General features: G+C 69.4%; 26 protein-coding genes, 1 tRNA gene and 7 pseudogenes. 23 read left to right on the top strand and 11 right to left on the bottom strand.

Features of this window, described 5'->3' with window-relative positions; translation table 11 throughout:
• Window positions 1–93 precede the first annotated feature (93 nt).
• The 7 genes and pseudogenes from ACWCXB_RS28220 (at window position 94) to ACWCXB_RS28250 (ending at window position 9,204) form a co-directional block, all read left to right on the top strand.
• Window positions 94–606 (top strand): barstar family protein, encoded by a 513-nt coding sequence (locus ACWCXB_RS28220; protein ID WP_450726578.1) that lies wholly within the window; start codon window positions 94–96, stop codon window positions 604–606.
• Between the two features lie 312 nt (window positions 607–918).
• Window positions 919–1,242: a hypothetical protein gene (locus ACWCXB_RS28225; RefSeq protein ID WP_450726579.1), complete on the top strand. Its 324-nt coding sequence runs from the start codon at window positions 919–921 to the stop codon at window positions 1,240–1,242.
• Between the two features lie 22 nt (window positions 1,243–1,264).
• A pseudogene (locus ACWCXB_RS28230) lies at window positions 1,265–1,880 on the top strand (transposase).
• Between the two features lie 131 nt (window positions 1,881–2,011).
• A complete protein-coding gene (locus ACWCXB_RS28235) occupies window positions 2,012–3,505 on the top strand; it encodes a hypothetical protein (protein WP_450726580.1) in 1,494 nt (497 codons plus the stop codon).
• A gap of 210 nt (window positions 3,506–3,715) precedes the next feature.
• On the top strand, window positions 3,716–5,023 hold the full coding sequence (locus ACWCXB_RS28240; protein WP_450726581.1) for an AAA family ATPase: 1,308 nt from the start codon (window positions 3,716–3,718) through the stop codon (window positions 5,021–5,023).
• 143 nt (window positions 5,024–5,166) lie between these two features.
• Window positions 5,167–6,372, top strand: coding sequence for a vWA domain-containing protein (locus ACWCXB_RS28245; protein ID WP_450726606.1), 1,206 nt, complete (start codon window positions 5,167–5,169; stop codon window positions 6,370–6,372).
• 555 nt (window positions 6,373–6,927) lie between these two features.
• Complete coding sequence (locus tag ACWCXB_RS28250; protein WP_450726582.1) at window positions 6,928–9,204, top strand: FlgD immunoglobulin-like domain containing protein; 2,277 nt, start codon at window positions 6,928–6,930, stop codon at window positions 9,202–9,204.
• A gap of 72 nt (window positions 9,205–9,276) precedes the next feature.
• Here ACWCXB_RS28250 and ACWCXB_RS28255 read toward each other — a convergent pair whose 3' ends face one another.
• On the bottom strand, window positions 9,277–9,408 hold the full coding sequence (locus ACWCXB_RS28255; RefSeq protein ID WP_450726583.1) for a hypothetical protein: 132 nt from the start codon (window positions 9,406–9,408) through the stop codon (window positions 9,277–9,279).
• A 173-nt stretch (window positions 9,409–9,581) separates the two neighbouring features.
• Here ACWCXB_RS28255 and ACWCXB_RS28260 point away from each other — a divergent pair, with 173 nt between their 5' ends.
• Window positions 9,582–9,728: a hypothetical protein gene (locus ACWCXB_RS28260; RefSeq protein ID WP_450726584.1), complete on the top strand. Its 147-nt coding sequence runs from the start codon at window positions 9,582–9,584 to the stop codon at window positions 9,726–9,728.
• An 89-nt stretch (window positions 9,729–9,817) separates the two neighbouring features.
• On the opposite strand, the gene ACWCXB_RS28265 is transcribed toward ACWCXB_RS28260, so the two are convergent.
• Entirely contained in the window at window positions 9,818–10,033 is a 216-nt protein-coding gene (locus ACWCXB_RS28265; protein WP_450726585.1) for a hypothetical protein, read from the bottom strand.
• On the opposite strand from ACWCXB_RS28265, the pseudogene ACWCXB_RS28270 reads away from it, so the two are divergent.
• Window positions 9,984–10,198 (top strand): annotated as a pseudogene (locus tag ACWCXB_RS28270) (helix-turn-helix domain-containing protein); the annotation flags it as partial. The gene ACWCXB_RS28265 and the pseudogene ACWCXB_RS28270 overlap by 50 nt on opposite strands.
• Window positions 10,194–10,396 (top strand): annotated as a pseudogene (locus ACWCXB_RS28275) (IS5/IS1182 family transposase); the annotation flags it as partial. The pseudogenes ACWCXB_RS28270 and ACWCXB_RS28275, both read left to right, overlap by 5 nt.
• Here the strand turns inward: ACWCXB_RS28275 and ACWCXB_RS28280 are convergent.
• Together ACWCXB_RS28280 and ACWCXB_RS28285 are read right to left on the bottom strand one after the other, a co-directional pair.
• Window positions 10,397–10,741, bottom strand: coding sequence for a hypothetical protein (locus ACWCXB_RS28280; protein ID WP_450726586.1), 345 nt, complete (start codon window positions 10,739–10,741; stop codon window positions 10,397–10,399).
• A gap of 111 nt (window positions 10,742–10,852) precedes the next feature.
• Window positions 10,853–11,305, bottom strand: a complete 453-nt coding sequence (locus ACWCXB_RS28285; RefSeq protein ID WP_450726587.1) for a VOC family protein — start codon at window positions 11,303–11,305, stop codon at window positions 10,853–10,855.
• 21 nt (window positions 11,306–11,326) lie between these two features.
• Between ACWCXB_RS28285 and ACWCXB_RS28290 the strand changes: the two genes are divergently transcribed.
• The 3 genes from ACWCXB_RS28290 to ACWCXB_RS28300 all read left to right on the top strand — a co-directional run bounded on the left by ACWCXB_RS28290 (window position 11,327) and on the right by ACWCXB_RS28300 (window position 13,283).
• Window positions 11,327–11,929 (top strand): CGNR zinc finger domain-containing protein, encoded by a 603-nt coding sequence (locus ACWCXB_RS28290; RefSeq protein WP_450726588.1) that lies wholly within the window; start codon window positions 11,327–11,329, stop codon window positions 11,927–11,929.
• Between the two features lie 5 nt (window positions 11,930–11,934).
• Complete coding sequence (locus tag ACWCXB_RS28295; RefSeq protein WP_450726589.1) at window positions 11,935–12,330, top strand: SRPBCC family protein; 396 nt, start codon at window positions 11,935–11,937, stop codon at window positions 12,328–12,330.
• Window positions 12,331–12,524: 194 nt separating this feature from the next.
• A complete protein-coding gene (locus ACWCXB_RS28300; RefSeq protein ID WP_450726590.1) occupies window positions 12,525–13,283 on the top strand; it encodes a hypothetical protein in 759 nt (252 codons plus the stop codon).
• A gap of 338 nt (window positions 13,284–13,621) precedes the next feature.
• Here ACWCXB_RS28300 and ACWCXB_RS28305 read toward each other — a convergent pair whose 3' ends face one another.
• The gene (locus tag ACWCXB_RS28305; protein WP_450726591.1) at window positions 13,622–13,942 is read right to left on the bottom strand and encodes a (2Fe-2S)-binding protein; all 321 of its coding nucleotides are present in this window, start codon (window positions 13,940–13,942) and stop codon (window positions 13,622–13,624) included.
• A gap of 519 nt (window positions 13,943–14,461) precedes the next feature.
• Window positions 14,462–15,514, bottom strand: a complete 1,053-nt coding sequence (locus tag ACWCXB_RS28310; protein WP_450726592.1) for a polysaccharide lyase family 7 protein — start codon at window positions 15,512–15,514, stop codon at window positions 14,462–14,464.
• A 6-nt stretch (window positions 15,515–15,520) separates the two neighbouring features.
• Between ACWCXB_RS28310 and ACWCXB_RS28315 the strand changes: the two genes are divergently transcribed.
• From ACWCXB_RS28315 to ACWCXB_RS28340, 6 genes and pseudogenes are all read left to right on the top strand, one after another.
• On the top strand, window positions 15,521–15,748 hold the full coding sequence (locus ACWCXB_RS28315) for a hypothetical protein (protein ID WP_450726593.1): 228 nt from the start codon (window positions 15,521–15,523) through the stop codon (window positions 15,746–15,748).
• 211 nt (window positions 15,749–15,959) lie between these two features.
• Window positions 15,960–16,076 (top strand): annotated as a pseudogene (locus ACWCXB_RS28320) (transposase family protein); the annotation flags it as partial.
• Between the two features lie 74 nt (window positions 16,077–16,150).
• Window positions 16,151–16,330, top strand: a pseudogene (locus ACWCXB_RS28325) (ISL3 family transposase); the annotation flags it as partial.
• Window positions 16,331–16,615: 285 nt separating this feature from the next.
• Window positions 16,616–17,026, top strand: coding sequence for a hypothetical protein (locus ACWCXB_RS28330; protein ID WP_450726594.1), 411 nt, complete (start codon window positions 16,616–16,618; stop codon window positions 17,024–17,026).
• Between the two features lie 90 nt (window positions 17,027–17,116).
• Window positions 17,117–17,542 (top strand): Tn3 family transposase, encoded by a 426-nt coding sequence (locus tag ACWCXB_RS28335; RefSeq protein WP_450726595.1) that lies wholly within the window; start codon window positions 17,117–17,119, stop codon window positions 17,540–17,542.
• Between the two features lie 128 nt (window positions 17,543–17,670).
• Complete coding sequence (locus ACWCXB_RS28340; protein ID WP_450726596.1) at window positions 17,671–18,792, top strand: hypothetical protein; 1,122 nt, start codon at window positions 17,671–17,673, stop codon at window positions 18,790–18,792.
• 206 nt (window positions 18,793–18,998) lie between these two features.
• Here ACWCXB_RS28340 and ACWCXB_RS28345 read toward each other — a convergent pair whose 3' ends face one another.
• Together ACWCXB_RS28345 and ACWCXB_RS28350 are read right to left on the bottom strand one after the other, a co-directional pair.
• Window positions 18,999–19,529, bottom strand: coding sequence for a GNAT family N-acetyltransferase (locus ACWCXB_RS28345; RefSeq protein ID WP_450726607.1), 531 nt, complete (start codon window positions 19,527–19,529; stop codon window positions 18,999–19,001).
• Window positions 19,530–20,001: 472 nt separating this feature from the next.
• Entirely contained in the window at window positions 20,002–20,571 is a 570-nt protein-coding gene (locus ACWCXB_RS28350) for a hypothetical protein (RefSeq protein WP_450726597.1), read from the bottom strand.
• Window positions 20,572–20,874: 303 nt separating this feature from the next.
• Here ACWCXB_RS28350 and ACWCXB_RS28355 point away from each other — a divergent pair, with 303 nt between their 5' ends.
• Together ACWCXB_RS28355 and ACWCXB_RS28360 are read left to right on the top strand one after the other, a co-directional pair.
• Window positions 20,875–21,237: a hypothetical protein gene (locus tag ACWCXB_RS28355; protein WP_450726598.1), complete on the top strand. Its 363-nt coding sequence runs from the start codon at window positions 20,875–20,877 to the stop codon at window positions 21,235–21,237.
• A 49-nt stretch (window positions 21,238–21,286) separates the two neighbouring features.
• A tRNA-Trp gene (locus tag ACWCXB_RS28360) sits at window positions 21,287–21,361 on the top strand.
• 470 nt (window positions 21,362–21,831) lie between these two features.
• Here ACWCXB_RS28360 and ACWCXB_RS28365 read toward each other — a convergent pair.
• Entirely contained in the window at window positions 21,832–22,578 is a 747-nt protein-coding gene (locus ACWCXB_RS28365; protein WP_450726599.1) for a thioredoxin domain-containing protein, read from the bottom strand.
• A gap of 112 nt (window positions 22,579–22,690) precedes the next feature.
• The gene (locus ACWCXB_RS28370) at window positions 22,691–22,996 is read right to left on the bottom strand and encodes a hypothetical protein (protein WP_450726600.1); all 306 of its coding nucleotides are present in this window, start codon (window positions 22,994–22,996) and stop codon (window positions 22,691–22,693) included.
• A 219-nt stretch (window positions 22,997–23,215) separates the two neighbouring features.
• On the opposite strand from ACWCXB_RS28370, the gene ACWCXB_RS28375 reads away from it, so the two are divergent.
• Both ACWCXB_RS28375 and ACWCXB_RS28380 read left to right on the top strand, forming a co-directional pair.
• Window positions 23,216–23,830: a DUF3995 domain-containing protein gene (locus ACWCXB_RS28375; protein WP_450726601.1), complete on the top strand. Its 615-nt coding sequence runs from the start codon at window positions 23,216–23,218 to the stop codon at window positions 23,828–23,830.
• A gap of 43 nt (window positions 23,831–23,873) precedes the next feature.
• A pseudogene (locus ACWCXB_RS28380) lies at window positions 23,874–24,296 on the top strand (transposase family protein); the annotation flags it as partial.
• 909 nt (window positions 24,297–25,205) lie between these two features.
• Here the strand turns inward: ACWCXB_RS28380 and ACWCXB_RS28385 are convergent.
• Window positions 25,206–25,298, bottom strand: a pseudogene (locus ACWCXB_RS28385) (HNH endonuclease); the annotation flags it as partial.
• Window positions 25,299–25,499: the final 201 nt, after the last annotated feature.

Raw genomic sequence — 25,499 nt, forward strand, 5'->3', positions numbered from 1 at the left:
GCAACATCGGACGGCCCGGGGACGGCCCTGGTGCCCAACGCGGCGAGACTCTGGCGCAGACCACGTCACTCCGCGTCTGTAAGGATCGCGAGCATGCTCGCTATCGACGTCAGTGCAGCAGCCGATGAGCGCGGCCTGCATGTAGTGCTCGCTGAGGCATTGCACTTCCCCGGCTTCTACGGCATGCACTGGGCCGCCTTCTGGGATGCGATCACCGGACTGGTCCGGATCCCAGATCATCTGCGCTTCGTTGGCTGGGCCCAACTCAGCGACCGTGTGCCCAGTGGGGCCGCCGTGCTCCGACAGGCGCTGGACCGCTACCGGCAGCAGCGTCGGCCCCAGTCCTCGCCGAGTACAGCTAGCGCGGTGTCAGCCCCTCGATGCGGATTACGGGTGGGAGGGTCGCTGAGGTCTCCTCGGCTGGTCATCCGTGGCTCTTGTGCCGTTGCTGGTCGGCTGCGGTCGCGACGGTTGCTGTACGCCACTGCTGTTAAGATGCGGGCTGATCACCGACTTCGGAGTTCGATCAACGGTCCTCGCGAGTCTCGGATGCATGGGAGGCGAAGTCGTCGCGGGCTCGGGGCTGCTGCTGTCTGCTGTCGTTGAGGTCAGGTGTGGATGTCAGTCCGAGACGATCGACAGCACGTCCGACAGCTCGAGGTCACTTAAGCGTCTCTGAGCAGCGGCGCACCATGACTGCCACTGCCGTTGTAGACAGTGGTCAGACAGCGGGCGACCTTGTCGATATACCCGCGGATCGGTCGACCTGCTGATTGCATTGAGCTCATGTCAACCTCTCCAACATCGAGCGATGAGCAAGCATTCCTCCAGTACCAAGTGGTGGCTACCCGGAGAGCCGGGTTCGACGCAATGATGTGGCAAGCCCCTGGTCTGGGGCTGACCGCTCAGGCGTTCCTCATGACGATCGCGCTTAGTCCAGATACGGGGCAACTGGCGCAGGTCACTTCCGGGTTGCTGTCGATGGTTGTCTCCTTCATGTCCGTGCAGCTCTTGGCGAAGCACCGCCGTCACGAACTGGCTGACAGCATCTGGCTGCAGGAGTTTGAAAGGGCGAGAGGACTCCCTGAGGTCCATGCCCCGGCCGAACAGCGCTGCCGGGCTGCAGAAGTACCGTCCAAGGGCTTGGTCAAGCTCCGTTCCCATCGAGTATGGACCGCAGGGCTGGTCGCCTTCGGGCTCGTCGGCCTTGGTATAGCCGTGGCTGGCATGGTGCGGCCCTAGGCCGTTTCGTTTCGATCATCTGATCGTTGGTCCGGGTGTGCCGTTGGCTGATGCGCAGTGGGCGCGGATCGAGCCGTTGCTTCCGGACCGGACGCCGAAGCGGGGTGTCCGGTGACGGGACCACCGTGAGGTGATCGATGCGATCGCCTGGAAGTTCCAGACATCGCAGTGGGTCCACCTGCCCGAGAAGTACGGCAACTGGAGGGGCGTCTACAACCGGCTGCGCATGTGGGCCGTCGACGGCACCTGGGAGCGGGTGTTCACCGCCCGCCTTCACGCACGTGGTGGCCCGCTTACGCGTTCCCCGCCGCCGTGGAGGGCCCCGCACCAGGCCGGATGTAGTGCTGGCCAACAAGGCCTACTCCTCACGCGCCATCCGCGAGCACCTGCGCAAGCGCGGTATCGGGGCGGTGATCCCCGGTCCGGCGGACCAGTGGGACCACCGGCTACGCCGAGGCAGCCGTGGCGGCAGGCAACCAGCCTTCGACCGCGAGGCCTACAAGCAACGCAACACCTTCGAGCGGTGCATCAACCGCTTGAAGCAGTGGCGCGGCATCGCCACCCGCTACGAGAAAACGGCCACCATCTACCTGGCCGGACTGCACATCGCGGACATCTTCCTCTGGTCCGCCCGGTGATCCAAACGAAACTGCCTAGGCGGTTCTGCCTATGGGAGTGACAGATCGTCATCGGGGTGGGTTACGATGCTGGAGATGAAGAACTTCTCCTCGTACGGATTGGGGGAATCGTTCGCACAAGGTGAGTGCTGATGGCACATCACTTCGCGAACGAGATTCCGGCCCGCCTGTTGATGTGGCAGCGCGTGCGCGAGTACGCCGTGCCACCGTCCATGATCGAGACCGCGACCGCACGGCGTGCGGTCGGCGACTGGGCGGGGGCCTGCGCCGCCGCCCGGATCGACGTTGATCTCGATCTGCGCGCCGTGCGCGACCGCCACGGCACCGATCTCGTCACCTACCTCCGTGCAGATCTGCGTCGGCTGGCGCCGGATCTGCTCCGCTGGCACATGCCCCGGATCGCCCCCGACGGGCGACTCCGGTCCGGCCTCACCATCTCTCTGGCCCGCTACCGGAGTTTCGGCGCCACGCCGCTGCAGCTGGTGGTGCGGACACCGCCGGACTGGGCGGACGCCGGACAGCGGATGTCCCTGACCCTGTGGGAGGGGTCCGGGGACGGCGCCGCCGGGCACCACCCGCACCCGCATCCCGACCGGCGTTTCCGGCTCGACCTGCACCGGCATCTCTGGGACTCCGGGTGGAGCGGCGAACTGGCGCGGCGGTGCGGTGCGGGCGGGGCGTCGTCCATGGCGCCTCCCAACCGATCCCACGCACCCAGCCGGCCAGTCCTGCCGGATCGGGCCGATCGGCCCACCGTCCACGATTCCCCGTGGGCGGAGGCAAGTTGGGCCGCCGAGGCGGAGTTGCTGTTGCGGGCCGAGGGGCGCCCTCGCGGGGCCTTCACCGTGCGGCTCAGTACGCGGAGCCGCGCCGTGCTCGAACTCGTCGCCCCCGACGACAGCCATGCCCCGACGTTTCGGCCGCTGCGGGAGGCGCTGCCGCCGCAGGGGGTCGCGGCGCTTCCGGTGCTACCGGAGGCGGCGGCACGGGTCCTTCCGGATCTGGAGCTGCTGCGGGCCGGGCTGGTCGCGGCCGAGCGGCTGCATCCGCTCGTCGCCGTAGCACTGGCGGCGTCCAGCTCGGCACCGGTGGCCGGCCCCGCCCCCGAGCCCGGCGATCCGCACCGGGTGGAGTGCCGGGGCGAGGTCCACCGGATCGTGCTGCGGGACGGGGTGCTGACAGCGATCGATCACGACCCGGACCAACTGCGCCGGGAGGACCTGCTGGTGGCACTCGGCGGACCCGCGCTGCCCTGCCTGCGGGCCATCGACGCGGTGCACCGCAACCCAAAGGCACTGCCCGCGGTCCGGGAGCGGCTCGGCCACGGTGACGTCGCCGGGGCACTGGCCGTGGTCGAGGGGCTGCTGGGTCCCGGTGCGGTCCTGCGTGACGGGCCGCTCCGCGAGGAACTGGAGTCGGCCGCGGCCCGCCGCATCGACCACGGGCTCTTCCGCTCGGGGCTGGTCGCCGTGCACCCCGCTGCCGGCGCGGCGACGGGCGGGGACGCCTCGGGAGTGGGGCACGCGGACGCGGGCCACCGTCCCCGGCTCGACCGCCGTGCGCCCCACGCCATGCGCAGCAAGCGGAGCAGCCGGGCCCGGCCCCGTACCGGCTTGGCCGGCTGACCCGCCGCCCTTGCTGCGATCCCTTTCTCCTCAGCACATCCCTCACGGCTTTCCTCACGGCTTTCCTCACCGCTTCTCTCACCGCGTCGCTCGCGGCTTCCCCCACCGCTTCCCCTTTCCCTCATCCCTCACCGCGCCTTCCGGGCCGCAAGCACCCACGACATCCGGGACGGGCCGTCCCGTTCCCTCGACCCACCCCAGGTGATGCCCATGACCTCCAGCACCCTCATGCCCGCCGCGATCCCGACCGCCGGCACGCCCGCACCCACACCCGCCGACGCATCCCGGACCGGCGCCCAACTCGGCCTCGCCGACGACCTCCTGGCCCTCCTGCGCACGACCACCACCGAGCCGCGTCCCGACGAGCAGCTCGAAGCGCTCACCCTGGCCGTCGCGGCTGACCTGCCCGTGCTGCTCTGGGGCGAGCCGGGCATCGGCAAGACCGCGGCCCTGACGCAGCTCGCCGACTCCCTCGACCTACCGCTGACCACCGTGATCGCCAGCGTCCACGAGCCGTCCGACTTCTCCGGGCTGCCCATCGTGGGTGACGACCCGGCGGCGCAGGGGGTGCCGATGGCACCGCCGCAATGGGCCGTGGAGCTCGTACGGGCCGGGCGAGGGCTGCTCTTCCTGGACGAGCTCTCCACCGCCACCCCGGCCGTCCAGGCCGCACTGCTCCGGGTCGTCCTGGAGCGACGGGTCGGCACGCTGCAACTCCCGCCGGGGGTAAGGATCGTGGCCGCCGCCAATCCGCGCGCGTCGGCGGCGGACGGGTGGGAGCTGAGCCCGCCGCTGGCCAACCGGTTCGTGCACCTGTACTGGGTGCACGGCCGGGAGGTGGTGGTGCGCGGGCTGGGCGGGGTGTGGCCCCGGGCGGAGCTGCCCCGGCTGGTGGCGGAGCGACTGCCAGAGGCGGTGGCATTCGCCCGGCGGGCCGTCTGCGGCTTCCTGGAAGCCCGGCCGACGCTGATCCACCGGCTGCCGAGCACCGAGACGCGGCGCGGCGGCGCCTGGCCCTCGCCGCGGAGCTGGGAGGCCGCGTTGACCCTGCTGGCCTTCGGCACGGCGGCCTCCGTCTCGCGGGAGGTGCTGGCGCTGCTGGTGCGGGGCGCGGTGGGTGACGGGCCGGGGCTCGAACTCCTCGCCCATCTGGACCGGATGGACCTGCCGGACCCGGAGTCACTGCTGGCCGACCCGGCCTCCGCCGAGCTCCCGGTACGGGGCGATCTGCGGCAGGCGACGCTGGAGGCGGTGGTGGCTGCCGTCGGAGCTCGACCGGAGCGGAGCCGGTGGGACGCGGGCTGGGCCGTACTGGTCCGGGCGCTGGAGACCGGCGCCCCGGACCTGCTGGTCGCCCCGGCGACGACGCTGGCCGCGTTGCGGCGCGACGACTGGGAGGTGCCGGACGCGGTGCAGCGGCTGGTTGAGGTGGTCGGTCTCGCCCGGCGCGCGGACCGGTCGGTGAAGCGGGTCGCGGCGGCGGCCGACGCCGGGCGTGTGACGGGGGCGCGCCGATGACGGGGGCCGCCAAGCGCCCGGGTCCGCGCCCGCTGCCGCGCCCGATGTCCCGGCCCTCGCCGCCGCGCCCGGTGCGGGCGACCCTGCCGAAGCCGCCGGCCGGCTCCGGCGGGGCGGCCGACCGGCCCGGCCTCCCGCTGGACATGGAGAAGTTGCTGGCCGCCCGGCTGCACGCGGTGAAGGTACGTCCGTACCTGGCCTCCGCACTCTTCGCGCTGCACGTGGTGGAGGACCGGTCGGTGCCGACAATGGCGGTGGACGCGCACTGGCGCTGCTACGTCTCCCCCGGCTTCGTGGCGCGCACCCCGGTGGAGGAGCTGGCGGGCGTCTGGGTGCACGAGGTCTCTCATCTGCTCCGGGACCACCACGGGCGAGGCGAGCGGTATGCGCGGGAACACGAGGAGCACGGGCCGGGCGAGCGGCTGCGGCGGAACATCGCCGCCGACTTCGAGATCAACGACGACATCTACGGTGACGGTCTGCCCCGGCCTGCCGGGGCGGTGCTGCCGTCGCTGTTGCGGCTGCCCGACGGACTGCTGATGGAGGAGTACCTGCGGACGGCGTCGATGTCCGGGCTCGCCGCGGACCTGGCCTGGCTGGACTGCGGCAGCGGCGCCGACGGGCAGGACCGGCCCTGGGAGCTGGGGCCCGACGGGGCACACGGGCTGAGCAGGCAGCAGCGGGACGCGGTCCGCTTCCGGGTCGCAGAGGGGATCAAGGGCCGACCGGGCGACGCGCCGGAGGGGTGGCGCCGGTGGGCGGAAGAGGCGTTCCATCCGCCGCAGCCGTGGCGGCAGTTGCTGGGGGCGGCGATCCGCTCGGCCGCGGGTGCGCCGGGGGTGGGCGAGGACCACAGCTACCGACGGCCGTCCCGGCGCTCGGCCGGTGTCCCCGGGGTGCTGCTGCCGAGCCTGCGCCGTACGCCGCCCCGGGTCTGTGTCGTGATCGACACCTCCGGGTCGGTGAGCGACGCCGAGCTGGGCAGCGCGCTGCTGGAGGTGGCGGCGATTTCGCGGGCGGTGGGCGGGCGGCGCGACCTGGTGTCGGTGATCTCGTGCGACGCGGCGGCCGGGGTCGCCGTCCCGCTCTGCCGCGCCGAGAACATGGAGCTGGTCGGCGGCGGGGGAACGGATCTGCGTTCCGGTTTTGCCCGGTCGCTCCGCTCCCGGCCACGCCCGGACGTGATCGTCGCCCTGACGGACGGTCAGACTCCGTGGCCGTCCGCGCAGCCGCCCTGCCGCACCGTCGTCGGTCTCTTCCCCCGTCCCGCCCGCGCCGTGGTCGAGGAGAACCCCGACTACGTCCCGGACACCCCGCCGCCCTGGGCGCGTGTCGTCACCATCAGCTGAGAAAGCACAGTGGCGCGGCATCGCCACCCGTAACCAGCGGCCCGCGACCATCTACCTGGCCGGTCTCCACATCGCAGGCATCTTCCTCTGGTCCGCCCGCTGATCCAAACGAAACCGCCTAAGGCCGACGTCAGCACCGGAGACGAGTTGGAAGGCCTCACCCAGGCAGCCCTGACCGCAGGACGGGGGCGCTTCGGAACCCGATCCCTCACCAACTTGGGAACCGCCAGCCTCGCTGAAGGGAACATCAACGGCCTCCCCCAGCTGCTCCTGGAGCGCCTCGCGCACACCGTCCGCGAACGCTGCCGCTCCAGCCTCCGGGGTGATGTCGTGAGCGACGAACCAGCACATGGCCCCGGCCAGCTCGACGACGGCGGGAACAGCGTCCGGCCGGACATCGCGAGCCACGACGGTGACCGGTGCCCGGAACGCCCGGGGCGGCCAGAGGCCCGACGAGCGCTGCGACACTCCTGTGACACGAGCGCACACCGCGTATCGTTAACCGCGTTCACACCGCAATGCCTAAGTGCCAACGGTTAACAAGAGGGGGGTCAGGTGTCCCATCACCTGCGCACAACCAGCCGCACCCGGCGTACCCGCCGTACCGCCACCGCTGCAGCCATCGCCGCCGTCCTCGCCGCGGGGCCGGCCACCGTACTGCCGGCCTCGGCTCACGCGGCCGAAGCGACCGAGGTCCTCATACCCGCGCCCGATGCCTACGGCGACGGGACCGAGACGGTGCTGGCGACCGGCAGCCAGGGCGTGTTGCACCGCGAGGGCGGCAGCTACCTCTGGACCACGACGTACAACCGCACCACCAAGCCCGTCCCGGCCCTCGACGGCGTACCGCAGGACGCCATCGTGCGCACACACGACGAGGTCAACCGCGTCATCTACACCAAGCCGCGCGAGGACGGCGGCACGGACGTCGTGCGCGTCGGCATCGAGGATCCCCGCTTCACCAGCACCATTAGCGTGCCCGCCGGATACCTCAACCCGCGCGTCGCCAACGGCTGGGTGCTGGCCACCGTCGACCAGGGCGACGGTACGTATCAGCTGCGCGTGGCGCGCGGCGGGGACCCGGCGAACGACCCCGTCGTGCAACTGCCCGCCGGAGCCACCACCGGCGCCGAGCCCGTGCTGCTCGGGGCATACTCCAACCAGCTCGTCATCGGCTACCGCACCGCCGACGGCACCCCGGGCTACGGCATCCTCACCGCATACAACGGCAGGATCGCCCCGCTGCCCGTGACCGGCGAGGCGAGCAGTTTCCGGATCACGCAGAACACCGTCAGCTGGTTCACCCGCAGCGGGGAGCCGGGCTTGCGGGTCATGCCGCTGGGCAGCACAGCCGCCCCGCGTATCGTGCCGCTCGCCACACAGTCCCCCGACAGCGAGGTCACCTCCTTCGTGGTGGGCGACAACGTGCTCTGGTACGAGGGCGACGGCGGCCGGCTGCGCCTCACCCCCTTCGCCGGGGCGGAGACCGAGCGGACGCCGCTGAGCAACGTCGAGCAGGCGTTCCTGCGCTCCGAGGGCTCCGGTTCGCTTGTCGTGCTCGGCAAGGACGCCGACGGCAAGCGCGCCGTGCACCTGTTCAGCGTGGACGGCCTGGGGCTCGTCGCCGATCTGCCCCTGCGGGAGGTGCCGCGGGTCAAGACGGCGGACGGTGCGATCGAGGCGCTGAGCCTGGACCGGGGGCGGCTGCGATACGTCAACTCCCTCGCCGGTACGGAGACGTTGCACGGCAAGGACATCGGCACCGGGCTCGACCCTGCGGACGGCGCGGCGCTCGCCGACTTCCCGGGCCTCGCGGCGGGCCGCTTCGCCGACGGCACCGACGAGGGGCTGGCCCGGCTGGTCGCCGACCCGGACACGGGCGCCGACGTGCTGGTGACCGGTGACGACCCGGAGCACCCGGCGGACAGCTTCCCGCTGCCGGGAACGGACGGCCGGATCCTCGATACGGCACCGGAGTTCGTGCTGTACGAGGCAGGCGGACAGCAGTACGTCGTGGACACCGCCCGCGACCTCATCGTCCGCGAGCAGCCGGCGCAGGCCGCCGTACTGGAGCAGAAGAGGCTGCTCAAGCCGGCGCTGAACAAGCCCGGCACGGTGAAGGTGATCAACCTGCGCACCGGGCAGCTGACCGGGACCATCGACCTCGGCTCCGCCTGTGTCCCCAACGAACTGCAGCGCAGCGGCACCCTGTTGTACTGGAGCTGCGCCTCGCAGGACGCGGCGGGCGTACGCGACCTGGCGACCGGGCACACCTACCCCGCCCCGGCGTCCGGCGTCCTGCTGGGCGACCGCTTCCTGGCCCACCGCGACGCGTCCGGCGACCTGCGCCTCACGGCCCTGGAGACGGACGGCGGTACGGCCGACCTGGGCACCGTCACGAGCCTGAAGCAGCCCGCGGACGGCGACGGGCGCGGCACCACTTGGACCCTCGACGCGGGCGCCGGCAAGCTCGCCTGGGTCGGCGCGGACGACACCGTCCACGTCACCGCGCCGCAGCACGCGGTTTCCCCGCTGCGCGTCGCCCGCACCGCCGCACCCCAAACGCTGGCCGGTGAGTGGGCTGCCGCGTGGTGGCTCTCCAAGCCCGCGGCGTCATGGCAGGTGACACTCACCCACCGCGCGACAGGCGAGGTCGTCCGCACCTGGACGGGCGAGGGCACCCTCAGCGCAGTACGGGTCACCTGGGACGGCACATCCGAGTCGGGCACCCCGGTGGCGACCGGCGGCTACATCTGGCAGCTGACCGCCACCCCGGCGGACGACACGGGCGCGGACGCGACAGCCTCGGGCGTCGTGAAGGTCACCGGCTGATCACGGCGCAGCATGGAAGCCAGCCCCTTCCCCGAGGCCGACTCGGGGAAGGGGCCGGAGCCTTGTACGCCGTCAGTCCTTGCAGTGCGGGGCGATCCGGTCGAGCAGCCGCAGCAACACTGCCCACGCCAGCTCGTACGCGTCGTCGTCCTGGAAGCCCGCCGTCGCCTCGTCGGCGAGCTGCTGGGCGGTGTACTCGCACACCTCGGGGTGCCAGTAAGAGAGGAGCAGCAGCGGCGACTGTCGGCACTGGGCGTGACGCCCGCTGAACGGCCCACCCCGGCCCCGGCGACAAAGCGGCCGGGAAGGCGTCAGCGGCCTTCCACCGGTTCCTGGCGGCGCTCGCCCAGCGGGTCGCCCGCAAAGGCCAGAAGGCGGTGCCGCAGGGTCACCTCGAACCCGTCGTCATCGACGGACAGGAGCACGAGCACAAGCTCGGTGTCCGGTACGCCGACCAGAAGCAGCGCCGCGACAAGCTCACCCCCGAGCAGCGCGCCGCACTCGCGGATCTGGGCGTGGAGTGAGCGTGACATCGCTGCCGGCCGGTCGTTGAACCGGCCGGTCAAGCGAAGCACACAGAGACCCCGGGTCGTCGTCCCGGGGTCTCGTGCTCTCAGCGCTCAAGCGCGGGTAGGCCGGCCAGGCCGGTGTCGAGCACGATGCGGTCGACCAACTCGTTCAGGGTGCTGTCGGCTCCGATGACGGTCTCGATGCCGCCGGGCAGTAGGTCGAGCTCCCGGTACCAGTCCCGCAGCTCCGGCTCACTGTTGCTCGCCCGCCGACGTGAGACGGGGTCCCGGTTCCCGTCACAGATCGGCCTGCCGCCCAAGCGCGCTGCGAAGCTGGTCCGCTTCGACCACGCCGCCCACCGTCTGGCCGCGAGTGAAAGCCCATCTCGAGTCGCGGGTGGAGGTCGGCTACGCCGACCAGTCTGCACCTGCATCGGAACGTCATGGCGTTCACCGGAGTGACCCCGGCGACCGTGGCCGGCTAACCATGGCCGGCGGTTGACGACAGGCCGGCCCCCCGGCTTCTACAAGGAGATGTACAAGCGCAAGCGCCGGAACGAGGTTGAGCGCACGATCAACCGGCTCAAGCACTCCCGGGCCGTGGCACCGCGGTACGACAAGCGCGCCTACGTCTTCCACTGCACCGCCATCGTGGCCTCGATCCCCTCTGGCTCAAGCCGTGATCAGCGCGCTTCCAATGAGTCGGCCCGCTTCGCCAGGTCGGCTGCAAGGTCGTCCCAGTCCGGGCCATGCATCCACAGGTTCTCGGCGGCCTCCCGCATCAGCGCCGGCTCATCCGGCCGCTGCAAGAGCACCAGCCGATAGGCCAGATTCCGGACCCAAACCGGCAGGCGGCCGTCAACCACGTGCGGGCAGAGCTCACGCAACATGGCGAGGATCGAATCCGCGTCAGCGAACGTCAACTCCTCGACGAAGTAGTGCTCCCGATGTTCGAGACAGCACTCCGGCGTGGGTCTGTACTCGTCTCCGTACAGACACCGGGCGTGCTCCGTCAGAGTGCTGTGCATGCCCTGGAGCCTACGACGCCAAGATCCGCCGGACAGGCTCTGCACGCTGGCTGATCACCGGCTGCTCGGCGCGCGGGTCCATCGCGTCTTCGCAGCAGGTTGCGGCCCGGCCTACGCCACGCAGAACTCGTTGCCTTCCGGGTCTTGCATGATCCACCAGTGCCCGGCAGGCCCTTTGTCAACCTCGCGGACGCGGGTTGCCCCCAGGTTTTCCAGCCGGGCCACCAGCGCGTCGAGGCCGCCGGGCTCACTGTGGATGTCGAGGTGCAGGCGGTTCTTTCCGGACTTGCCCTCGGGCACGTCCTGAAAAAGCAGCCGTCGGCCGCGGCCGACGCCGCTGGTCTTGTCGAACGGGTCCTCGGGGTGGCGGATGGCGGCATAGCCGCGGAAGGTCTTGCGGCCGCGATGCTCGATGACCGCCTCCTCGCCGATGTGGCCGGCGGCCAGCAGCTGCTCGATGAGAGCTCCGGGGTCTTCCACCTCGTAGTCCAGGGCGGCGGCCCAGAAGTCCGCGAGAGCGGGCGCGTTCGTGCTGTCGATGACCAGCTTCCAATTCAATGCCATGTAACCAGTTATAATGGTTACATGGACTCCTCCGCAACCAAGGGGCTGACGCTGCACTCCCATACCGGCGTCGCCTACCGATTCGACCCTGGCGCGCTCTGCCTGGAACTGCTGACCACCGGTGGCCCCGGCCCCTACCGCCGGTACGAGGCATTGCACGAGCCCACCGACCTGGCCGCCTGGGCAGACCGGTCGCGGCTGACGCCAACACCCGCGCTGGAAATCTCCGAAGCCGAGGTGGCCGACGCGCGAAGACTGCGCGACGCGCTGTTCCGGGTGGTCATCGCCCACACGCGCGGCGAGCCGCACCCGCCCGGCGACCTGGAGGCCATCAACGAGGCAGCCGCCCGTCCGGCCCTGGCCCCCGCCATCACGCCGACCGGGAAGCGGCAGTGGGCCGGAAACCCCAGCGGCACACACCTGATGGCCACCGTCGCCAGGGACGCCGTCGAGCTGCTGACCGGCCACTTCGCGCACCGCATCCGCACCTGCGCCGCCGAGGACTGCCACCTCGTCTACGTCGACACCTCACGCCCCGGCCGCCGCCGCTGGTGCTCCATGGAGCACTGCGGCAACCGCCACAAGGTAAGGGCGCTGCGCGCCCGCCACTCCGAGGAAGGATGACCGCGATGCCCACAGGACTCACCAAGGACGCCGGCTGGCAGATCGGCGTGTCCCGCACGCTGCCCCACCCCGCGCCCGTCGTCTGGGACTTCATCAGCAGCCCCGAGGGGCTCGCCCTCTGGCTCGGCCCCGGCGCGGTCCTCATCCCCGAAAGCGGCGCCCCCTACCGGACGGCCGCAGGAGTGCCGGGCCAGGTGCGCAGCTACCGCCCGGCAGACCGTATCCGCGTCACCCACGGCACCACCACGATCCAGGTCGCCCTTGCACCCGCCGCCGACGGAGCCCGGACGATGCTCCGCTTCCACCAGGAGCACTTGGCGAGCGCCGAACAGCGCGAACAGCAGAGGGCGTACTGGCAGCGCACCCTGGACGAGGTCGCTGCCGCCCTCGACCAGCAGTAACGACGGCGCTGCGACACCTGACCAGAGGCGGGGGACAGATCTGCGGCGAGTCGGTCCATGAGCGTGCATGCCACCCGCAGTTCGCCTGGGAGGAGGGGCCACCCCAGTAGCGATGGCGGCTGGGACCGGTAGGGTTGTGATCTTCGGTTGGCGCGGAAGCCAACCGGAGTCCCCCTGAGGCTGTGCCGACAACGATGAACCTCAACGACACTCCCACACGGCTCCGACTCGACCGTGCTTTGGACTGCTTGGCCGTCACCTTCCGCGGTATGACCGCCCGCGCCGACGAGAACCAGTGCGACTGCCACTGGGGCAGCGACGAAGAGCTTGCGCAACTGAAGGTCCCGGACGTGGAGCTCGACCCGGATCTTCTGCGTCGCACCTGGGACGCCCCCGACTGGCACGACCACGGCGCGGTGCTGCGCCGTATCCTCCCCCAGTTCGCCAGGGCGCTGGTCAGCGGCCTCGTGAAGCCCATGTTCGGCATGCATGAGGTCGGACGTTCGTTTGCTCGTGGCCACTGGCAGCAGTGGCCCGAGCGCTACAGCGCAGCGGTGTGGGAGTTCCTGCATGCCTGGTGGGCTCACAGCCTCACCGAACCGGACCCCGTGGTTCCCGTGCATGAGGTCCTCGCGCTGTGCGCCGAGGCTTCCGCCACGCTCAGCCCGTGGCTCACAGCCTGGGAGGCACTCGATCACCCCGTGTCCGACCGGCACATGGCCGAAGCGGCTGCCGAGTGGGAGTACTACCTGCTGGGAGACCAACTGCCATGGAACGCGTGGGACAACGCAGATGCCCTGCGCACCGAGCTCGCGGCCTGGCTGGTCCGCCACGCCCCTGCGCGGCTGCGAGCCCAGGACGTCCCCGAGGAACTGCTTCACCGGATACGACTGATAGGACTCACCGGTCCCGCTCGCTGGGAGGACCCGCACTGGCCCAACCACCGCTACTGAACCGGCATCACGCGCGTCACCTACCCGAGTACCCAGAGCACCCCGAACCGGCCGCGCACAAGAACGGCGAGAGGAAGCTCCGTTCCTCATAGGGGCCCGGGGCCCTCAGCAGCGTCGCTCGCGCACGCCGTTCGGCCGGGAACCTGAAGGCGGCTGCACCCCGACGTGGTCTGCGCGGTAGGTAGGGCGCGCGCCGCCTGACACCAAGCGCACCGGTGGACGGAAGGGGCCAAGGCCCCCGGCTGACACAGCACAGCGGCGCCATCGTGTTTCAGGTGCACGATGACGCCGCTGTGTGGGGGAAGCACCTGAGCGATCTGGAACGACGGGGGAACCGCTCAGGCACTGCGGGGGGTGGCGGTGGTGGCTTGCGGCTCGACCAGCTGGTGGTCGCGCTGGTCGAGATTGACGAAGATCATGCCGTACCTGATGGCACAGCGGACGGGTTGAGGAGCCCCGCGGGGCCTGCGCAGGCAGCGGTACGCACGGATCTCCTCGTCGCCTTCGCGGGCGACGACGATCGGCTCACCGAAGAGCGTGACCATCAACGAGTCGCCACGGTGGGGAATGGCCGTGGCAAGATCGATGAAGTGCCACCCGGATCGGTACGCGGTCGCCATCTCGCGCCGGAAGACGCGATCGTCCGGCGGGGTGGTCATGCGTCAGTACCCACCAGATCGGTGCCCCACGAGGGCTCCTCGCTGCCCCCCGGGTCAGCGAGAGCAGCCGATGTGGCAACGGCTGTGGCGCCGCGTGCACGAACCATCCGGATCATGACTGTTCTACACCTCTTTGGTCGATACCTCCTCCCCCGCAGTTACGACCATGTCTCATTCAGAGCGCTCCCACCAGCGGCGACAGGCCCCAGGTTCCTGTAGGTGCAGGACCCTGAGGGCGTGCAATTGATGCCACATCAGGGCGATGACAGACATCAGCGTGGTCCGGACTGACTTTTCACGGCCGGCGGGGAAGTGCGGACGGCTGCCTGATCGGCTCGGATCCGGCCGTACGGGCACTGCAAGGCCTGCTGGAGCCGCCGCCCCACCACACGCGGACGCGCCGCACGGCGAGGGCGCCGGAGAACCGTCCGCCGTCCGCTGTGTTGCTGTGCAGTGGTGCAGTGGTGCAGTCGGCGCCCGGGGTAGGTCGTACTCCGCCGGGCGCCGGGGTCCGGGAGGTCAGGAGTGGCTGACCTGCAGGTCGTAGACGTGCACCTCGCCGAAGTTGTCGCTGGTGCAGGGCGCGGACTTCAGACAGTTGGCCTGCGTGTAGGCGCCGGCCTTGAAGTAGTTGCCGGGCTTGGTGTGCTCGATGACGGTCTCGAGCTCGCCGTTGTAATACGCCTTCACCTGGCCGGCCTCGACCACGAACTTCGCCTCGAAGACGGTGCCGAGCTCATAGGAGTCGGTCACCAGGTGGTAGTGCGGGTCGTCGCCCTTGGTGACGTAGAGGTTCGAGCCCTCGAGGCGGAACACGGTCACGTCGTCGTCGGCGTCATGGATCTGTGCGGAGACCACGTGCGGCTTGTCGTTGGGGAGCTTGGTGATCGCCTCGCGCACGGTCAGGGTATGGATGCCCTCGGTCGGCGACCAGCCGGCCTTCGCCGTGCCATCACCGGTCATCTCGCGCAGCTCGGAGCGCGGGTAGCTGGATCCCGAGGTGGTCACGCTATTGACAGCGGCCCGGAACTGCACACCCGAGCAGTCGTCGAGCGTCGTGAACCACGGGGCGTCGGAGAAGCCGGCGAGCTCGGGCTGCAGCACCTCGCGGGGCTTCCCGGGCGCGCCCGAGGGGAGGGTGATCTTCCAGTCGCTCAGGTCCAGCACCTGGGCGGGGCCTGGGCAGCTGCGCGGCACGCCGCAGGGCGCGCCCGGATCGAGCCTGGCGCCGTAACGGCCGGCGGCGTCGGCCCCGGTGTTGTTCGCCAGGGCGTTGCCGCAGATCTGCCCCTGCGGGATGGCCTCGAGGGCAATGCCTCCGCCGGCGTTGTTGGCCAGCACGTTGCCGTAGACGTTGTTGCGCGTGCCGTCGTCGGGCGTGTCGCCACCGAGGCGGACCCCGGCCCCGAGGTTGTCCCGGCTGACGTTGTAGCGGAAGGTGTTGCCGCTGCCGCGCGCATCGAAGCCGGCCGACTTGGGGTCCTGCTGGTGACTGCAGACGTTGTGCTCGACGACGTTGGCTGTGGAGTTCTCCTTGATGTCCACGCATTCGTTGCCGCGCGACGTGATCACGTTGTGGTGGATGCGGTTGTCACGGATGATGTCTGGGCGGGCATCCGGGGCACCGTTGGCGCCCTGCTGTTCGGGGGCGGTGCCGAGGTAGATGGCCTCGCCGACCTTGCCGCCGTCGGCGAACTGGAAGTCCCAGACCCCGCATGTGTCGATGATGTTGCCGCTGATATCCGCATTTTGGCTTTATCGAGCAGTAGTGGTTCTGGCTCGCTTTCCGTGAAACGCACACGTTGAGTGACGGCTGACGTCCGCGGCATCGTCCGGGAAGTTGCCTGAAAATGATCAGTGCCGATCTTGGGGTGGCCGACAGTTCGGCGTCGTGGAAGAGACATTGCTCCGGCTGGAGGGGCTGTTGTTCCCGTCGGTCGCGGACGTGACGGTGCTGTCAGTGGACGTGAACGACGAGGCGATACTGGTCGAGGCCCGCAGTACGGCGGCCGACGCGGTGTGTCCGAGTTGCGGGTGCTCTTCAAGCCGAATACACAGCTCCTACCTGCGGTTTCCCGCCGATGTACCTTGCGTGGGACGACATGTGGTTCTGTGCCTGCGAGTCCGCAGGTTCTTCTGTCTGGACGCTGTATGCGGACGGCGGACGTTCGTCGAGCAGATACCGGGGCTGACCAGGAGATACAGCCGGTGTGTCCCGAGCTTGACGCCCTCACTGGCCACGTCCGGTCCTTCGCCCGGATGCTCAGCGAGCGCCAGGGCGAACGACTCCCTGAGTGGCTCGACGCCGTCCGCCAGGACGACCTCCCCAGCCTCCACACCCTCGCCGCGGGCATCGACCGCGACCGCGACGCCGTGATCGCCGGTCTGATGGCGAATCCCTGCCGGCCGCGCTTACACGTCTCCTCGAGCCCAACCCGTCCATCAGGGCGGCGGCCGCCAGGGACGCGCTCGAGGCAGTGACCCACCAGAACACGATCTACGAGGTCACCGTGCCCGTAGCTCTTTACGTGGCGGCCATCCTGAACCATCCGAACCACCGCAGCAGGCGAACACGCCCACGAGGCCGACCTCCAACTGCGCCACCCCACCCGCGAGACGCTACTGGACTGGCTCGGCTACACCGCCTACGACGCCGACGACGAGCGCGTCGCCATGGGCGAACGCCATTTCGGTGAAGGCTTTCTCGACGCATGCCCTGACATGCGGGCTTTCCGGGACCTGCGCCCGGTGATCTACTCCGCCGTTCAGCCGTTCCTCACCGACGACAATGCGAAGGTGCGCGACGCGGCCCTCGTCGCCGCCATCCCCCTCGCAGAGCACCACGCCCTCACCGAGCACCGGCCTGAGCTGGCTGACCACGCCCACCGCCTGCTCAGCACCAGCACAGACCGATACAAACGCGACCGCGCACTGGACGCGCTGAACGCCTGGGGCCACGACACCAGCACCCTGGAAAACGCGAACGACGTTGCCGCCCGTGAATTTCACGCCCGCATGGCGGATCACGATCTGTGGTGGGCGAGCAACGGGACAGGCGACTGCGCCGAAGACCCGCCGTTCTGACACAGAGACGCGCAGCTCTCTACCCATTTAGCCGTCACTCAACGTATGCGCTTCACGGAAAGCGAGCCAGAACCGCAGTAGTGACGTCACTTGTCGACGGGTTTGGGAGGCAACCCGATCCACGGTCGGGTGGTGTTGTTGAGTTTGGGAGGCACCGGGTCTCAGGGATCGAGCACGGCGGCGACGACCTCGATCTCGACGAGCTTTCGCGAACTCGGCCGCGCCGTCCGCACCATCACCCTCCTGCGATACCTGTCCAACCCGGACCTGCGCGAGCAGATCACCCAGGTCACCAACCGCAACGAGGCCTTCCACGGCTTCGCCGACTGGCTCGTGTTCGGTGGCAAGCTCATCGGCCACAACGACCCTGACTACCAAGAGAAGATCATCAAATCCAACCCCTACCTCACCCACGTCATCCGCCGACTCGGCAACTGGGTCCTCAATCTCAGCCCGCCGGCCGCCACTCCGACCACGCACCTGGACCTCGAATCCCGCGTTCTGTTCGCTCCATGACGCGCTTGTAGCTCCTTCGACGCGGACGAGTTCTCCGGTGTAGATGGTGCGCAGTCAGCCGCTATTAGGATCAGGGCATGTCGAGTCGGAAGCAGGCCGCGCCGCCAAGGCCACTCACAGTCGGCGACGTGGTGGCCGCTCATTCGCGGGATCTTGGGGAATGGACGGTCGCGCAGATAGTCCGACTCGACGCCGATTCACAGACGGCGGCCGTGCTCGAATTGGACTGGTCCGGCCCCGAGCCGTCGTCCGTGGCCGACCTCGGCGACGTCGCCCCGCTCAGGCTCACCCACCAGTCATGGAACGGGGCGCTGTCCTTCTGTAACCAGGAATGGGTCCTGCCCCGCAGCCACAAGGTCGTCGGAGCGATGCCCCTGCTCCATGACAAACCGGCGAACTGCTGGACCTCCGGATGGCGCCTGGGCGATCAGCTCGCCCGGCAGCGGCGGTGGGACAGCGGCGTCCATGAGGACTCGGTCGCAGCCTGGAAAGCGGAGTACACCGGAGAGACGGTCAATGAATTCCTCAGCCAGCCGACAGGACCACGATCAGAGGTCACGCAGCTGACGATCAGGGACGTCGACTCCCTCGACTGCGCTCAGCTCGTCCAGCGTTTCCCCGGGGTGACCTGGCTCCATCTGCACGGACGCCTTGGCCTTCTCTCCGCCGCGGGCGAGCTGAACCGGCTGGCCTCTCTCCAGGGGATCCGCATCGTCGACCTGTTCGGGATGACCAAAGAAGACCGTCTTCGACCGCAGTGCGTGCCAGAGCTGGAATCAGTGGACCTCTACAGCATCCCTGCCGAATACGCCTCGGCCATGCGCAGCACCTGGCGACCCGAGATCCCAGCAGGCACCTACGTGTCTATCCTCCGGGCCCGCAAACCCGAATGGGTCGGGCAGAACCGGAACAACCCGTTGCGCGACTGGGACGGCCGCGAACAGATCAGCAGCACCACCTACAAGAGGGCTGTCACCCAGTACAAGACGACACGGAAGGCGATCCTTCAGGTGTTCGCTGAAGAACCCGCAGACGTCCGATCGACACGCATGGAGGAGATCGGGCATGCCTACGGTGAGGCGTTCAACCAGCTTGACCGCCGATCGGGCTTCATCGAGACCGTCGAGCGCGAAGAGCTCTTCGCCGCCCTCGACCACATCGTGAACGAGGCCGAAGCACTCCACGGCCCCGGCTTCGAAGACGCCCGCGATAGTCTCATCTCCGGAGTGGAGTCCGTCCGAGACTGGTAGCGAGGCACTCAACGTCCTGCCAACGCCCCGTCGGTTCCCCCTCCCTTTTCTTCGCCGCCCTACGGCAGTGCCGTCATCTCTGCTCGACATTCACGACCCGAGTGATCACCAACTGACTCCGAATCCCGTCACCAAACGCTGTTCCTAGCGATCAACGAAGCCAGGCTGCGCGGGATCCGGCTGATCCGCCCTTCTCCCGCGAATACTCAGAGCCCGTCGGCAGGTGACCGCCTCGCCCTCAGCTCCCACCGGATCTCGCCGTCCTGCCGGTCACTGGTGGGAACCAGGCCCACAGCAGCGGCAACGGCGGCGGACGCCTGATGATCCGGATGGATGTGGGCGCAGATCACCTGCACGCCTTGCCCTTGCAACCAGGCAATGAGTCCTCGTGCCGCCTCGGTGGCAATCCCGCGCCCTTGCCACGGGGTCCCGACAACCCAGGCGACCTCGGCCGCACAGCCGCGCTCAGTGGCAGTGATCGTCGCCTGCACCGTTCCGGTCAGGCATTCCTCCTCGCGGAGACGGATCACCCAGTTCCACCACGTCTCCGAAGGATCGGTCGAGCCGGCCACCAGGCGTTCATACCGCGACCGCAGAGCCTGCACAGAGTGCGGGGCACCGCCGATGAAGACATGCAGAGCCGGATCAGAGAGCACCTCGGCCATCTCGTCCGCGTGCTCGACAGCGAGCGGCACCAGGCCCAGTCTGCCGGTCTCGATAGCCTCGATCTCCATCATGTTCACGCCGTCTCCTGTCCGACCGCCCCCTGCTGCGAAGTGCCTGTCCGACCCTACGGTGCTGTCAGAACCCGAAGATTCAGGGACTGCGCCGATCGCCGCCGTCACCGACAGGGTGGGTTGGTACCTGCCGTCGCAGTGCCGTGTCGGCAGCCGACTGTGGCCGGCCTCAACCCCTGGCGGGTGCGCGCACGGAGTACGCGCACCCGCCGGAGTACCCCTGGGGATCAGCCGGTCCATCGTCACCAGAGGCGTGTCCTGCGCTCAGTCGGGATCACGGGCGATCCACCGGCCGACCGCGGCCCATGTCGGCTCGGCCCGCTCCGCGAGTACGGCGCCCGTCAGATCAGACCGTCGAGGTGCTCGATGGCATGGCGGGTGATGTAGCGGTCGGGGTCGGTGGGGGTCTGGGCCGCGGCTGCGGCGACCAGCCTGGCGCGGCCCGCCGGGGCGTGTCGCGGCCGCTGTGCGGTCAGCGCCCCTGTCCGCCTGCCGGGCGGCGCGGTCGCCGGGCCGTGGAACGGGGCCGACGACGCTGAGCATCACCAGCTGCCGGGGCGCCCGGCGAGGAGAACCCACCCGGCACGGCCGAGCGAGGGGCCGGGACCTGCGCGGGATCCTCCTCAGGTGCGGCAGGCCGGGGCCGGACGGCACGCGCGACGATCGCGGCGTGGGTGATGAGGGGAGCGCACGCCGCGCACACTTCCTCAACGCTCCACACCCGGCCCACCGTCGGGTCATGACGCAGGATCATCACCACCGCGCCGGCGCAGTGCACCTTCATGTCCGGGTGCGCAGCGCACTGCTGGGCACGGCAATGGCAGGCGGCGTTGGGCCGGACGGTGGCCACCTTGGCATGCGCGGCAGCGTGCTGGGCGGCGAAGGCACGCATCGCGGCGAGGTCCTTGGAACGGGCCGGCATACGGCACGCCGCGGTGCTGCAGGTGACGGTGGCGGTGCGGTCGCTGTGTCCCGTCAGGCGGATGATCCAGGACCGTCCCGGGATGCGCTCGGTGGAGGATTCGCTGTACGCAGTCGTCACAGGCCGTCCGTTCGTGATCGGTGAAGTGTTCGGTCCACTATGTGCTACCCCGCGGGCGCCTGGACAGCGCGTATTGGGGGCCGTGTGGTGCAGGTTCCAGGCGATGAGTCAGCCGGATGCGGAGGTGTCCCATCGGACGGCGCGGCCCGCGCGGGAAACCATGCACGTACCGCAGCGCTGGACTGCTCGATGGCCAGGACATGAGCGACCAGACACTGCGCACAGCCCGTACATCGACGCTGTCGTCACAGCACTCGGCGACTCGCCGGCACCGACGTGACAGTAGAACACGACGGACTGCGGATGGACGCACTCATCCCCCTCGCCGACGAGGAACACGACAACGAGGAACTGCGGACGGTACGCACCGTGCTGCGCTGGACTCAGGACGGCGGGTGGACGTACAGCTACGACGCGCATGAGGCCGTCGACGACTACGCCGAGAAGCTGCTCACCGCGCTCGTCCCGCATCCGGCCGAAGTGGCTGACGCGGCCCGCCATGCCTCCCAGGTACTCGCCGACCGATTGCCGCTCCAGACAGCCGAAACGCCCGCCCACGACGGTCCGCTCCCGGCCGACCTCGCCGAGGCCGTCGAGTTCGAAGACCTTCCTGCGTCGCTGGCGGCACAGCTCGCCGCGTACGCACCGGCTGCTCGGCCGGAGTGAAACTCCGTGGCAGCTCCCGCCCCTTTCATGCCAAGGTCAGTGGCACCGAAGGGGCGTAGCTCAGCCCGGCCAGAGCAGCGGACTCCAAACCCGTACGCCGCAGGTTCGAATCCTGCCGCCCCTGCACAGCCCCCGCTGGGGTCGCTCACTCCAGTCCGAACTGGTTGACGATGCCCGCGCTCAGCTCCGCCGCCGCGCTGCGCACCACGGCCGCATCCGCATTTCGCGGGTATCTCCGAGGTGGCCGGCAGCAGGCGCGGTGGCCGCCGGGCGTAGTCGGGAATCTCCACGAATCCGGCCCTGTCCATGACTACGGGGACGAAGGGGAAGTTGTAGTCGAGGGGTGCGGCGATGAGGGCCGTCACTGCGCTCGCGGTACGCAGCGGGCCGGGCGGCATCGATCCGCGACGTGGCCACCATGTCGAAGGTGATGGGGCTGGGCGGGGACACCCAGATGCATATGCAGTCGAGTCCAAGAGCGAGACATCGCCTCAGCTCAGGGACAGCTGGCGGGCGAGTCTGCCGAGAGTGCACCCGGGCCCGCCCCCTTGCATTGGGGAAGGCCCGGCCCGGGCGTGTTGAGACGCCTTGCTGTCAAAGGCCGATCTGCCACTGCCTTGGGTCGTGCTCGATCTCGACCAGAAGGCGGGTGAACTCCTGCTTGTCGAAGAGAACCCAGTAGATCGCTTCGGGTACTTGTCTGCCGTTGATGACGGCCGTGGGTGTTCCCGGGCCGAGGGCGTCAGGCCCGTCGGCTTTCTCGTACGTCTCCTCGGACCGGGTGACGAAGGCGCGGTACTTCATCGTCTTGACGGCGGAGTCGAAGGCCGGGCTTCGCAGGCCGTCGACCTTGCCCGCCAGCTCGAGGAGGTAGTCGGTGGTGTATCCGTCGGCCTCGGCTTGCGGCTGATGCTGGAAGAGCACGTCGTGGTACTCGGCGAACTTCCCGGCGTCCAGCGCCGCGCGCAGGGCGTTGACCGCCCGCTTGGACCCGTCGCCGCCCATGCGGTCATCGCGGAAGGACGCGAAGGTGTACTCGGTCTTCACCCCGCGCAGCTGGGTCAGTTCACGAAGCACCGAGGCGCCGCCGTACACCTCGAACTCTTCGACCACAGGGCAGCGCGGATCCTCGTAGAGGTGCACGGTCATCGGCGCCTTCGGGTCTCCCACGATGATCGTGGTGCCGTTCTCGCTCAGCTTTTCGGGCAGCTCCCCCAGGCCCTCGTAGGCGGCGGCGCCGGGCACCCCGACCTGACCTCGCTGACCGCAGCCGACCATGGACAACACCAGTACCCCGCCCACCACAGCCACGGCCAGCCATCTTTCACGCTTCGCGTGCATGGAATTTTCCCCTCCCCTTGATCGCGAGGACTGTAGAGGCTTGCACCCGGCACTCGCACATGCATTTGACGGCTGCGGTGAAGTGGAGTTGCCGGGTGACGTCGCCCGGCAGTCACGTGAAGGCAAGACCTGCTGGGCCCACTTCGGATTCCAGGCACCCGGGCAGCCGGGGAGGAACCAGCGGCATGCGGGACGGGCTCCTTCTGGTCGCTATCTCGGGGTGAGCGGCCGGCTGCCGGGAGGCACTGTCCGGCTGGGGCTGCTGGCGCAGCGGCGAGGTCGGCGGCAGGAGGGCTTCGCGCGTGGCGGCGGTGCGCTCACGCATCTGCTCCAAGCGGCGTTCGACGCAGGCGCGGGTGTACAGGTCGATGGCGTCGGTGAGGTGGTCCCACTCGTCGCCGCGGCCAGGACGTCGCATGCTCGGTCAGCACAACGGCTTCCGGCAACCTGTCCACCACGATTAAGCCCCTGGACACCAGCCGACTAAGGGCTGTCCTGTAACTGATCTTTGAAGGGGACTTCGAGTCCTTGTTGCCCGTCAGCCGCCGGCGCGACCAAAGGTGGCTCCCCCGCGTAGGGGAGCCTGATCGTTCGCGCGGACGACGCCCTGTCGTCGAGGTTCGGCAACGGTGGAGTCGTGACGATCAAGCATTCTTTGGACGATGTAGTGCGTTCGGCCCCGAGCTGGGCGCTCCGCCTCCGTCCGGGCAGGTGGCCCGGGTTCGCTGTTGCGGCATGGGGGTTTCTGTTCGCGGTACCCAGTTTCGTCTGGGCGTTGGGTGGCACCTTCGGTGCGCAGTCGACGGTGGCTCCTTCGCTGATGAAGCTTGCTGATGACCGGGTGACGTGGTTCCTGGCCGTCTTGTGGGTGACCGGTTTTCTGAAGCTCTTCGGGGCGTTGGTCGGTATCGGCCTGACGCGCCGTCGCGGCAAGTGGACGGGTCGACTCATGGTGTTCTGTGGCGGTGGCGCGACGGTGCTGCTCGTCTGGCACGGATGTCTATTCGTTGTCCACGGAGTGCTGGTTGAGGCTGGGGCGCGCGTTGTCGCGCCCGATCTGGTCGGGTTGACCCGCTGGTACCTCTATCTGTGGGGGCCGTGGTTCATTGCCGGTGGCCTGGCCTTTGCCGCGGCCGCCACGCATTATGTCCGCCGACATGATGGCCGGCGTGAGGTGCGGCTTTACGGCTCTGTGGGGGCGCTGGGCGCGTTGTTCCTGTCTTTGGCCTCGGTAGTCACCGGGATTGGTTGACGGCTGTCACGCAGCTGCCGGTTACGGGTGGAATGATCACGTCATGGCTGGTGTGATCACGGCGTCTGAACCGTCATGGATAGCCCCGTTCACCGGGCTGAGCCCGCGCGCCTTCGGGAAGCTGGTGACGGTTCTACGGCGCGAGGGTGCGGACGCGGTCCGCAAGCGCCGGCCGTGGAGCCTTCCGCTGGAGGACCGGACCCTGCTGGTCGCGGCGTACTGGCGCACGAACCTGACGATGCGGCAGCTCGCCCCTCTGTTCGGGGTGTCCACGTCGGCGGCGGACCGGATCATCGACCACCTCGGGCCGATGCTCGCGCTCCAGCCCCGTAAGCGGTTCGCCAAGGACACCGTGCATATCGTGGACGGCACCCTGGTGCCCACCCGGGATCACGCCATCGCCGCGCGGTCGAAGAACTATCGGTACTCCGCCAACCACCAGGTCGTCATCGACGCCGACACCCGGTGCTGGTGGGGCGTACCACGGCGTGCAGGTGCGGGGCGGTGGTTGCGGAGTGCCAGCGGTACGTACGCCAGTTGGCCATGACCGGTTCGGTGCCGTGAAGGACACGAAGCCGTTCTGTGCGAAGTGGAAGGTGATGGTGTGGTCCTGGTGGATGGCCTGGGACACGGTGCCGATCACCGTGCGGCCGAGGCGGGCGTCGAAGAGACCCACTAGCTGTCCCGTGTGGATGGTGGCCAGGTCGTTGCAGTAAGTGCCGCTGAGGCCACCTGAGGCGGGGATGCTGGCGTACTGGCCGTTTTCGCCTTGGCGCCCGAAGCACCGATCGTGGTGGTCATCGCGCGGGGCGGGGGTGGATGGGCCGGAGGCAGGCATAGAAACGGCCCTTTCGATGGGTGGGAAGTCACAGCCGGGAGGTGGCGGTCCGACGAGAAGCACCGTTTCGGGGCGGGGGGGTTAGCCGTGCAACCCCCGGCACGGGGCCGGCGGCGGATTCGGGCGGCTTAGCGGCAGGCACGCTCGTCCGGCGCCGGGGGCGGCTGGGTGGGAAGCGGGGCGGGGAGGCAGCACGCGCGCCTTGAGGTGTGCGCCGGCGGATGCGTGCGCGGCTCCCGCACCCAGCCGGGGTGTCGGGAGCTGCGCGTGTATGTGCCTGTGTTTCGCATAGGCGGAACTGGCCGGGCCGGGCCTGGCTGGGGATGGTGGGACATGAGGCGGGCGCGCCCGCCTGGTCGGCGGGTCGGGCCGGAGAGTGTGACGTGTGGCGGCTGTGCGTTCAGCGCGGCCCGGTCTGTGTGGGCGGGGTGTCCCGAATTTCACCAGGCACGTTTGCCACGTCCAGTCTCCACCGGTGGGGGGCGGGGCCATGAGGGCGGGAGGTGCCCCAGGGGCAGCAAGCGCCCGACGGCCCGGAGCCGTCCACTCCGTGACGTACCGGCACGTCGCGTCGATCGCTGGCGGCAGCCACTCCGCCGGATCCTGGTCCGCCTTTGACCGGTTGGAAGCGCGCGAGTTCACAGATTCCTGGAGCCAGGTCTCACGGAACCCGTACGTCAGCTCTCTGCCTGAGGAGCTGGCGTACGGGTTCCGGCCTGCATCGTTCAGTTCTGACTGCCGCACACGCCTGGTATGGGGTGCCCCCGTCTCGCGTCCCGGTGGCCGGTACGTAAGCGATCAGGTGCGCCGGCGGTGAAGTCGAGCATGCCT

Source organism: Streptomyces sp. NPDC001514, from assembly GCF_053597075.1.

Bases quoted from the DNA above. Each gene is read 5' to 3' on its own strand.
- ACWCXB_RS28220 (WP_450726578.1), top strand. From the start codon at position 94: ATGCTCGCTATCGACGTCAGTGCAGCAGCCGATGAGCGCGGCCTGCAT.
- ACWCXB_RS28225 (WP_450726579.1), top strand. From the start codon at position 919: ATGACGATCGCGCTTAGTCCAGATACGGGGCAACTGGCGCAGGTCACT.
- ACWCXB_RS28235 (WP_450726580.1), top strand. From the start codon at position 2,012: ATGGCACATCACTTCGCGAACGAGATTCCGGCCCGCCTGTTGATGTGG.
- ACWCXB_RS28240 (WP_450726581.1), top strand. From the start codon at position 3,716: ATGACCTCCAGCACCCTCATGCCCGCCGCGATCCCGACCGCCGGCACG.
- ACWCXB_RS28245 (WP_450726606.1), top strand. From the start codon at position 5,167: ATGGAGAAGTTGCTGGCCGCCCGGCTGCACGCGGTGAAGGTACGTCCG.
- ACWCXB_RS28280 (WP_450726586.1), bottom strand. From the start codon at position 10,741: ATGCACAGCACTCTGACGGAGCACGCCCGGTGTCTGTACGGAGACGAG.
- ACWCXB_RS28285 (WP_450726587.1), bottom strand. From the start codon at position 11,305: ATGGCATTGAATTGGAAGCTGGTCATCGACAGCACGAACGCGCCCGCT.
- ACWCXB_RS28290 (WP_450726588.1), top strand. From the start codon at position 11,327: ATGGACTCCTCCGCAACCAAGGGGCTGACGCTGCACTCCCATACCGGC.
- ACWCXB_RS28295 (WP_450726589.1), top strand. From the start codon at position 11,935: ATGCCCACAGGACTCACCAAGGACGCCGGCTGGCAGATCGGCGTGTCC.
- ACWCXB_RS28300 (WP_450726590.1), top strand. From the start codon at position 12,525: ATGAACCTCAACGACACTCCCACACGGCTCCGACTCGACCGTGCTTTG.
- ACWCXB_RS28305 (WP_450726591.1), bottom strand. From the start codon at position 13,942: ATGACCACCCCGCCGGACGATCGCGTCTTCCGGCGCGAGATGGCGACC.
- ACWCXB_RS28330 (WP_450726594.1), top strand. From the start codon at position 16,616: ATGGGCGAACGCCATTTCGGTGAAGGCTTTCTCGACGCATGCCCTGAC.
- ACWCXB_RS28345 (WP_450726607.1), bottom strand. From the start codon at position 19,529: ATGATGGAGATCGAGGCTATCGAGACCGGCAGACTGGGCCTGGTGCCG.
- ACWCXB_RS28355 (WP_450726598.1), top strand. From the start codon at position 20,875: ATGGACGCACTCATCCCCCTCGCCGACGAGGAACACGACAACGAGGAA.
- ACWCXB_RS28365 (WP_450726599.1), bottom strand. From the start codon at position 22,578: ATGCACGCGAAGCGTGAAAGATGGCTGGCCGTGGCTGTGGTGGGCGGG.
- ACWCXB_RS28370 (WP_450726600.1), bottom strand. From the start codon at position 22,996: ATGCGACGTCCTGGCCGCGGCGACGAGTGGGACCACCTCACCGACGCC.